This window comes from Alteromonas sp. CNT1-28 (assembly GCF_022348345.1).
Lineage (GTDB): Bacteria > Pseudomonadota > Gammaproteobacteria > Enterobacterales > Alteromonadaceae > Alteromonas > Alteromonas macleodii.
The window spans coordinates 36,526-45,852 of the sequence record NZ_JAKREZ010000034.1; the positions used below are offsets into that span (position 1 = coordinate 36,526).

The 9,327-nt window shown below is 40.9% G+C and carries 7 protein-coding genes and 1 tRNA gene; 4 read left to right on the top strand and 4 right to left on the bottom strand.

What is annotated here, in order from left to right; genetic code table 11:
* Positions 1-30 precede the first annotated feature (30 nt).
* Positions 31-2,631, bottom strand: a complete 2,601-nt coding sequence (locus MHN02_RS17670) for an EAL domain-containing protein (protein WP_014947774.1) — start codon at positions 2,629-2,631, stop codon at positions 31-33.
* 103 nt (positions 2,632-2,734) lie between these two features.
* Entirely contained in the window at positions 2,735-3,142 is a 408-nt protein-coding gene (locus tag MHN02_RS17675) for a c-type cytochrome (protein WP_014947775.1), read from the bottom strand.
* A 394-nt stretch (positions 3,143-3,536) separates the two neighbouring features.
* Here MHN02_RS17675 and MHN02_RS17680 point away from each other — a divergent pair.
* Positions 3,537-3,613: transfer RNA gene (locus MHN02_RS17680), tRNA-Arg, on the top strand.
* A gap of 192 nt (positions 3,614-3,805) precedes the next feature.
* Entirely contained in the window at positions 3,806-4,780 is a 975-nt protein-coding gene (locus MHN02_RS17685) for a site-specific integrase (protein ID WP_239247533.1), read from the top strand.
* Positions 4,781-4,878: 98 nt separating this feature from the next.
* Here MHN02_RS17685 and MHN02_RS17690 read toward each other — a convergent pair whose 3' ends face one another.
* Positions 4,879-5,781: a hypothetical protein gene (locus MHN02_RS17690; RefSeq protein ID WP_239247535.1), complete on the bottom strand. Its 903-nt coding sequence runs from the start codon at positions 5,779-5,781 to the stop codon at positions 4,879-4,881.
* Between the two features lie 5 nt (positions 5,782-5,786).
* A complete protein-coding gene (locus MHN02_RS17695) occupies positions 5,787-6,446 on the bottom strand; it encodes a hypothetical protein (RefSeq protein ID WP_239247537.1) in 660 nt (219 codons plus the stop codon).
* Positions 6,447-6,885: 439 nt separating this feature from the next.
* Between MHN02_RS17695 and MHN02_RS17700 the strand changes: the two genes are divergently transcribed.
* Both MHN02_RS17700 and MHN02_RS17705 read left to right on the top strand, forming a co-directional pair.
* On the top strand, positions 6,886-8,397 hold the full coding sequence (locus tag MHN02_RS17700; protein ID WP_239247539.1) for a hypothetical protein: 1,512 nt from the start codon (positions 6,886-6,888) through the stop codon (positions 8,395-8,397).
* A 31-nt stretch (positions 8,398-8,428) separates the two neighbouring features.
* Positions 8,429-9,244: an AAA family ATPase gene (locus MHN02_RS17705; protein ID WP_239247541.1), complete on the top strand. Its 816-nt coding sequence runs from the start codon at positions 8,429-8,431 to the stop codon at positions 9,242-9,244.
* Positions 9,245-9,327 lie beyond the last annotated feature (83 nt).

Sequence of the window (9,327 nt, forward strand, 5' to 3'; positions counted from 1 at the left end):
AAGGTTACGCTGGCAAGTAAGTACTAACTATCAGCTTGCTAGCGACGTCATATCCAGCACTTTGGCGTGCTTCAATACTTTGCCTTGGCCATAAATGCATTCAATTTCGTTAAGCGCATCTAACTGTGCCTGAGAGTCTACGCCTTCAGCAATAACCTGAAACTTCAAATGTTCAGAAATAAGCATGACAGACTGGATAAGCTTTAAGTTTCGTTGAGAGCGAGGCAGTGACTTAACAAAGCGATGATCAATTTTGATGAAGTCGAAAGGGTAGGCAAACAAATAACTCAATGAAGCTAATCCGCTTCCAAAGTTATCCAGCACCAAAGTTACGCCCGCACGTTTTAACTTCTTAATAGCAGGAAGAATGAACTGAGAACGGCGATTTAAGTCGTTTTCATCAAACTCAAATACCAGCTGGCTAGGCGTAATACCTGATGTTTCAATCACATTAATCATCTGGTTTACCATAGAAGCCTGTAGCAGATGATTAATCGAAACGTTAACCGCTATTTTATTTATCGGGTCGTCGGTGTTTTTATAATGGTTTAACAGCTCGCAGGCTTTGGTTAGCTGGAACAGGTCTAAATCTAGCGTAAGGCCACTATGCTCTGCCACTTGTCTAAACTGCTCTCTGGCAATCTTGCCGTATGCAGGGTGCGACCAGCGAATATACATCTCTTTATACAGTGTGCTGTCGTCATTAAGCTTTATAACGGGCTGTAGGAAGTAATCGAACTCTTCTTCACGCAGTGCACGTCTGAACTCATTTTCAAGCTCAAGTTCTTCAATAAGCCTGTCGCGCATGCTCTTGTCGAACATAACAAAGCGTCCGCGGCCTAGCGTTTTCGCTTGATACATAGCGGCATCAGCATCACGAAGCACTTCATCTGCGGCGCGATAGTAGGTTTCTAAGTGCGCAATACCAATACTTGCACCTGAATACATCTCTCGACCATCAAGCAAGAACGGTTCGGAAATAGATGAAATTATACGGCTAGCCACTTCTTCTACGTCTGCTTCATCTTCAAAGTTATCAAGCAGTACAACAAACTCATCGCCGCCTAAGCGCGCTAGCAGGTCGTGACCACGAATACACAGCGCAATACGTCTAGCTACTTCAATTAAGAACTCATCGCCGGCGTGGTGACCTAGGGTATCGTTAATAACTTTAAAACGGTCTAGGTCGATAAACAGCACCGCAAACATGTTTTCGCTGTAACGCTGCTTACTGGCTATAGCCAGCTCTAAGCGGCTAGTGAACATGGCACGGTTAGGCAAATCAGTTAATGAGTCGTGATGCGCATCGTGAATAAGCTTAAGCTCAATCTCTTTACGCTCTTCAATTTGTTGCTTTAAGAACTTATTAGCACGGTTTAGCTCGGCTGTGCGTTCTTTAACGCGCTCCTCAAGCTCAACGTTATAGCGCTGCATCGACTCGGTATTGCGCTTACGCTCAATGGCTACCGCAATATGGTGCGATACAAAGCGTAAAAGCTCTTGGTCACGAGAATTGTATTTAGCGTGTTTACCGTAAGTTTGTACGGCAATAACACCTGCAATTTCTCCATCTACAACAAGCGGCGAACCTAACCACGAGTTCGCACTGTTTAGCATAGTTTGCGCAACCGACACATCTAAATCGCCAGACTCTGCAAGCTCCAATACTCTGGGTGGGTTAACCAGCTCAGCTTGCCCCGTTCGCAATACGAATTCAGTTAGACCAAGCCCCAAAGGCCTTGAACTTATGTTCTTTTCTTGTGCGTCACTAAAATACGGGAATGCGAGTAGCTCTTTTTCCTTATCAAGAATGGCAATGTAACAGTTAGGTGCGCTAATTAGCCTGGCTAAAATTTCGTGCAGACTGGAATAAAACACATCCATATCGCCTTCAAGGTTAGCCGCCAGTTCAGATATCTCGAATAAAGCCTGCTGTAGCGACTCTACTTTTTGGCGCTCTAATATTTCTTCTTGAAGGTCGTCGTTAATTTTTCGCAGTTGGCGGGTGCGTTCGCGGATGGTGCGTTCAGTGAGCTCACGGTTTTTTACTCTATCAACCGTGGTAACAATGTGTTGAGAAACAAACAGCAGTACTTCTAAATCTTCTTGCGTATAGTGCACACCTTCATCATAAGTTTGCACTACCATGGCACCTATGACTTGGCTTCCTCGTTTAAGGGGCACGCCCAGCAGCTCAAACGGCTGTGAGCCAACTAGCTTTATATCATGCTGAGAGGCAAAGTTTTCTTCGTCGTCACGTTTGTAAAATAGATGATCGCCGGTTTTGAGAATGTAACCGGTCATGCCGTCCATTAACGATTCAGCGGGAAGCTGGCGAACGGTTTGTTCGTCGAATTCGTCAATGAAGTAAGCGAAATCGACAACGTTACTGTCGGGTTCGTAAAAGGCGACAAAGAAGTTATCGGCATTCATAAAATCGGCAATGATTTCATGAATAGCGGAATAAAGGCGATTAAGGTGACTTACAGAACTGGCAAGTTCAGAAATGTCGAAAAGCGCCTTCTGAACACGTTCAGCGCGCTTGTACTTGTCAGTGAGTTGCTGAAGCTGCGGTATAAGTTCGCGCAGTTCTTCTTCCGTCAACTCATGTTGCGTCGAATCTTGTGACATTCCGCTCGCCAGTAAAAAAGTAACGTTTCCCCAAAGAGTTAAATTACCCGATTAGAGGGTAAAACGCTACTTTTTCCATCAAGTTGTTACGATTTAGCGGGTATTAGATACCTTCAATCATATACTCGATTGCAGCTTTAATTTCGTCATCAGAACAGTTACCGCATGTACCACGAGGAGGCATAGCGTTAATACCGTTCAATGCGTTTTGCCATACGCCATCAAGACCGCGCTCGTCTAGACGTGGTTGCCAGTCTGCTGCAACGTGAACTTTAGGAGCTCCTAAAACGCCTGCTGAGTGACATGCAACACATGCAGAGTTGTAAACGTCTTCACCAGACTTTGCACCGCCAGCTGCGCCAGCACTTCCTTCAGCCGCTGCGCCTGCAACGTGTACCTGACCTACCGGCTTAATGCGATCGGCAATTTCATCGTTACTCATTTCTTGTGCTTGTGCTGCAAAAACAGTTAGCGCAGTAGCAGCAACAGTTAACCAAGTCTTTAATTTCACATCTGTCTCCAGGCAATGATGAATTTGTTTAAAATATAACTGGCCAGATTATAACGGTTAATTGGGGTTGAACAACTATTTGAAGCCAATTACCCATAAAAAGTAAGGATTTTTAACACTTGTTCCAAGCCACCTAAAGAGATTTTAATAAATGAGTTGAAGCCAACCCACCGCGTAAGTATTATTACGCCCCGTTTGCAGCGTACATTTAACTGCGTATTTTTCCTTTGCGAACGTACACGGTTATTACAACCGTAGCACTATCCGCCCTTAGCTCAGCTGGATAGAGCGCGGCCCTCCGGAGGAGGGGGGACAAATATTTTGAAAGTTAAAAATTTCAAAATATGGGAGCACAAGTTTTGATATATTGTTAGTGAAAACTATCACTAAATATCCACCCGTAGCTCAGCTGGATAGAGCGCACCCCTCCGGAGGGTGAGGTCAGAGGTTCGAATCCTCTCGGGTGGGCCACCCTCTCATACTGATTCCTTGGGACAATTCTGGGACACCGTGAATTGTCATAAAAATAGGAATTTTTATGCCACATAAACTCTCATATTTATCCGCGACAAAAAGCAGACGTTTTATTGCTGAATTGGCGTCCGTACATTTTTCTTCGAGTCATACAAGATGCTCCGCATTAATCTTTAAAGGAGCAATCTAATGGCAACAATCACAAAGCGCGAAAATGGCAAGTGGCAGGCGAAGTGTAGGAAAAAAGGATATAAGACACTTTCAAAGACCTTTTCCAGAAAGTTTGATGCTGAGAAATGGGCTAAGCAAGTTGAGCTGGAAATGGAGCAGGGAATTTTTGAGTCAACAGCTACAGCAGAACGGACTCTTGTTAGCAGTTTGTTGGAGCGCTTCTGGGATGAAGTTGCGTCGAATTATAGGTCTGCTGACAATATCAAATACAAGCTAAACTTCTTAAGTAAGGTCCTAGGTCATATTCACTTAATTGATTTATCAGTTGATGTTGTAAGGGAATTCAAACTCTACAGGCTTGAAACCGTTTCGGGTGATACAGCACGCAAAGAATTGTCTTTATTGAAGCGCATGGTAGATCATGCCATGAAAGAGTGGAATATCTATCTGCCTAAAGGGAACCCCTTTTACAGAGTATCTCTGCCAACTAAGGGAAAGGCTAGAGATCGTCGATTAGCTTCTGGAGAATTCGAGCGACTAATGGAAGAGGCGAAAACCTATGGAGGAAGCCTACCTATTGTCATCGAACTTGCAATTGAAACGGCTATGCGTCGTGGAGAGCTAATCAATCTGAAATGGGACAACGTCGATTTGCACAAGCGCACCGCTTTTTTACCGGAGACTAAGAATGGCACAACAAGAACAGTCCCATTGTCAGGCCGTGCAGTTGAACTGGTTGGTAAAATCACGAGGCAAGGAGATTACCTTTTCCCGTTAGAGGGTGACTCAGTTGGTCAGGCCTTTCGCAGAGTAACAAAAAGGGCAGGCATCAGTGACTTAAGGTTCCATGATTTGCGGCATGAAGCCACAAGCAGATTTTTTGAGAGAGGTTTACAGATCATGGAAGTGTCGGCCATCACAGGCCATAAAGATTTGGCTATGCTTAAGCGTTATACCCATTTAGATGCAGAAGTTCTTGCACTAAAATTGTAATACAACATAACGAAAACTTTACTGCTAAGTGAAAATACTTAGCAGTAAAAATTGAAATCCAGATTTCAGAAACTTATCCACCGAATCTCTAGAGTATGCTATCCGTTGTCGTTGTCGTTGTCGTTGTCGTTGTCCTTGTCTTTTTTTAATTCGTTATCTGCGTCCAATGGTACGAGATGCAAAACTCCCGGCCCGACGTCAACGTCTGGATGCTCAGGTCTGTCTGGCTTTTCAGGTCTGTCTGGCTTATCAGGTCTGTCTGGCTTATCAGGTCTGTCTGACTTTTCAGGCCTGTCTGGCTTGTCTCGCGTTGTACTATTAGGTTTATCATTATTCTCTCTAGTAGGTCTATCTGGATCTGGTCTATCACCTCTTTCGGGGGCAGACTTTTTATTATCTCTTTCAGATTGTCGTCGAGAGGCTTCTTTAGCAACAGAAAGTGCAAAATTACGTATGACTTCAGAAAGTTGATTAGAAAAACTGTCAGCCAAAGCCATTTCTTGCAAAACACTTTCAATGCCATTAATAACTGAATCAAGGTTTTCAATATCAACCTTGATCGCCGCTAGCTTGCTTTGAATTTTAGATAGTTGCTTGTTTGTGGCTTCTTCTTCATTCACCATATCAATTAATTGAAAATACTTATCTATTGCGGATTTGGCACTTTTAGCGGCTTGTCCGGCTTTTTTTAGAGATTTTAGGGATGGAGTTCTACTTTTGCTCGGATAACTCTTGATTGCTTTTGCTGCATTTTTGATTGTGTCTTTTGCATCTTTTTTTTGAGCATCTAAGACGGCTTGATAGTCTAACCGTTCTTCTAATTTTTCTTTTTGGTTTTCAAGGTCTCGTTGGATGTCTTCTTTTTGTCGTTTTGCCCTTTCAAGCTCTTCTAGCTTTCCTCGCCAAAATTCTGAAGGTTCTTCATTGCTTGATGATGTTATTGCGAAAGCACAATTGGAACAAAACAGAAGTAAAAGGCAAAGCGCTATTGATAATTTCATCCTGCTCATAGCTTTTTATTCGCTTCGGAAATGGCTTCGGAAATTTTGAGTAGACTTTGTTTTAGTTCTTGCTGACTTTTATTTAAAACTTCAATGGAATTGGATATTTCGCTTAACTTCAATATTAATGAATTAATAAGTTCCTGTTCTTCTATGTCAGATGAGATTATATCTCCAACTGAACTTTGTAATTTGCTAATTAACTTGAGATTTTCAGACGAAGCGCTATAAGAGATATCAGTTAAAGCTATCAGTTCTGCATGAGTTGACAATATTTTCTGTAATGTTTTTTTCTGTTCTATTGAAAATACAGCTTCATAGTAAATCTTTTCACAATTGTATTGAAAGACATGTGAAGCAATTGAAGGCTTTTCCAAATAAAAACAGCTTGCATTGCCAATATCAAAATCACTTTCAACCAATTCTATAATTTTTTCACTTACGCTATTTGTTTTGTATCTGTTCAGACTATCTTCATTAACTACTATAAGAAAACCACTATCCTCTGACTTCCATTGTTCATATATAGACTCTTTAGATTCTTCTAGTAAATTTAGTCTGGCTTCTTTATTAGCCTTTACCTCGTCAAACATCAATGGGTTAGAAACGCAGCCTGACAAGATAAAGAAAGATACTACAATGAGTAATTGCGGTGAACGTTTCAAAGTGAATTCCTTGTTCTATTGAAAATACTTTCTTAGTTAGTGCTTCAGTTTCCAGCATAGGATATTTTTTCGTTCTGTACAATATTTGTACAGTCTTGTAGGGGGACTAAAGGCCGTTGGCTAATGCAATTGTGAGGAAGCATATAGACTAAAAAATCACTTATCATGGACTTAATGGTATGACTTTACTCATATCTCTACATTAGCTTTGAGTTTTCCCTTCCTTTCATTATTTCGTCCTTACTATCAGATGGTAAAATTAGTTTGCACTTTGTGCAGTTTTACGAGCAACCGCTAACACGATATTTATCGACTGTGACAAAAAGTGAAGTTTTTCAAGTTAAGCACCTCTGTAGCCCTTTAAAATTAGCATTGCTTAACAGAATGTTTAAATGTACGGTGGCGATATATTCAATTAATATATATAGCGCAGTGTGACATGGCCGTTACTGTTGAATCAGTTCTGAAGACGTTTGGTCCTTCTTTAAGTTCGGATCTAAAAGACATATTAGTCAACAAGTACAACTTAACTCAAGATGCCGCTAGACAGAAAATAAGTAGGGCTGGCGGTGATGTGTTTAAGCTTAAAAATCTCCCTTTCCCTCGAAACGCTACATTTGTTTATCTAAAAAGCCAATTCGGTTCTCATGACTACTGGTTGGCGCTTCACGAAGCGTTGCTGAAGACTAACTCTTCATACGGTGTTGCAATTTCAGCCCTAAATGCTCGAAGTGGGTTGATGCCATACGATCATTTCAAAATTTCATGTGGCGCACCATTGAAACAAAAGAAGCATTTGTCTCCTGAGCAGATAAGAAAGAGGCTTCTGGATGCGGGGGTCATACGAACTATCTCATTAAATGATAGGGAAATTATATATCTAACCCGAATTGAGAACCAATTAAGCATGAGGCTTTCGGAGCTTCAAGGACGTCTTTCCGCAGAAACTATACTTCTAAAGGGCTTATATAATTGGTGCCGAAATTTAGGTCTAGCCAGTTTTAACCAGCTCAAGATTCGTGACAAAGGAGAACTGCCTGTTGTATCTACGACGGCTTGGGATCTTGCGGGACCATCTTATCTTGCCGGATTGACTACTTTTGACAGGCAGAACTCTAAAGTCAAACCGGGCTTTATAAGTATTGATTTATTGTTGAATCATATTGTTACTGAACATGACATTGCGCCGTTTGTAAAGAAAGTAGAATCACTGAAACAGCTTAAGAAGGTTGGCGCCACAATTCATTTTTTGGTTGCATTTGAGTTCACGCCGGGTGCGTTTAACAGATTAAAAGAAATTGGAGTTTCACCAGCTACTGTTAACAACCTATTCGGTAAAGATATTGCTGAAGGGCTTACAGCGTTAATAAGTACTCTCGTAAACGCGGCTGTTACTATTGATAGTCCAGAGAAGTTAAATGAAGTATTTGAAAAGTTGGGCAAGCTAGAGGGAGCCACTTCTCAAATTCGAGGGGCGCTTTTCGAGTTTCTTGTTGCTGAAACCATAAGAGCAAGTACACACCCTTCATACATTGAGCTAAACAAGATTGTGAAGACAATAGATTTAAGGCAAGCGGAGATTGATGTTTTTGCACCACAAACAATGGGGAATGAACTTGTTTTTGCTGAATGCAAAGGGCTTAACCCTAATGCCACATTACCTGCTGAAGAAGTGGATAAGTGGTTAAACAAAAGAATCCCTACAATTCGCCAGTATTGTTTAGAACATCCTGAATGGAAGAATAAAAGCCTTGTTTTTCAACTCTGGACTACTGCAAAGCTGTCGGATGAGTCTTTGGATAAAATCAATACTGCAAAATCTAGAACCCAAAAGTATGCTATAGAACTGCTAGATAAAAAGTCGATTTCGAGTGTCTTGTATGAAAGTAATTTAAAGAAATTACTTGAAACTTATAAAGTGCATTTCTTGGGGATACATGAACTGAGTTAGTGTAAGGAAATAGAAATCATAAGGAAAAATCATGCCCAGCATCACTAAAATTAAATTACAAAATTTCAGAAAATTTCGACAGCTGGAAATAAATCTAAAACCTGAAATAAACACCATCATTGGTGATAATGAGTCGGGCAAGAGCACAATATTACAAGCGATTGAATTGGTTTCTAGTGGAAGTCGTCACAAAGTAGAAGCTGCCGGTATGGAGTCACTTCTTAACAAGGCGTGTATAGATGACTTTAATAACGGTAATAGAACGATAGAAAAATTACCTGTATTGAGAGTCGAATTATATTTATCAAATGCTGAAAATCCCGATTTAGTAGGTAAAAATAATACAGAAGATGTCCATTTATCAGGTTTACATATGATTTGTGAACCTAATCTGGAACTGGCAGGAGAGATAAACCATGCTTTAGGTCAAGATGATAACTTTCCATACGAACACTACACTGTTCGATTCATGACGTTCAGTGGCGAACCATATTCTAGTTATAGGCGCTTTGTTAACTGTTTAGCAATCGATAGTTCACTAATTAATAATGAGTATGCGAATAAAGAGTACATAAAAAAAGTATATGATTCTGTGGTCGACTACCCACAAAGAGTTCGACTGAAAAACGAATACCGCCAGCAAAAAGTCGCATTTAGAAACGAAAACCTGAATGAAGTTAATGGTCAAATAGAAGATTATGATTTCGCTATTCGTTCTGGAACTAAGTTTAACTTAGAAACTGATTTAACTCTCATGCAAGACCAAATACCTATAGACGAAAGGGGTAAGGGACAGCAATGTTTCATAAAAACAAATTTCGCTTTAACAAGGGTAACCGTCCGGTAATTCCCACATTCAAGTATTAACGCCGCTCCTGCATGGTGTCCTTGTAAAAAGGAGAACACGCATGCGATATCAACGACGAGACG

Bases quoted from the DNA above. Each gene is read 5' to 3' on its own strand.
- MHN02_RS17670 (WP_014947774.1), bottom strand. From the start codon at position 2,631: ATGTCACAAGATTCGACGCAACATGAGTTGACGGAAGAAGAACTGCGC.
- MHN02_RS17685 (WP_239247533.1), top strand. From the start codon at position 3,806: ATGGCAACAATCACAAAGCGCGAAAATGGCAAGTGGCAGGCGAAGTGT.
- MHN02_RS17690 (WP_239247535.1), bottom strand. From the start codon at position 5,781: ATGAAATTATCAATAGCGCTTTGCCTTTTACTTCTGTTTTGTTCCAAT.
- MHN02_RS17700 (WP_239247539.1), top strand. From the start codon at position 6,886: ATGGCCGTTACTGTTGAATCAGTTCTGAAGACGTTTGGTCCTTCTTTA.
- MHN02_RS17705 (WP_239247541.1), top strand. From the start codon at position 8,429: ATGCCCAGCATCACTAAAATTAAATTACAAAATTTCAGAAAATTTCGA.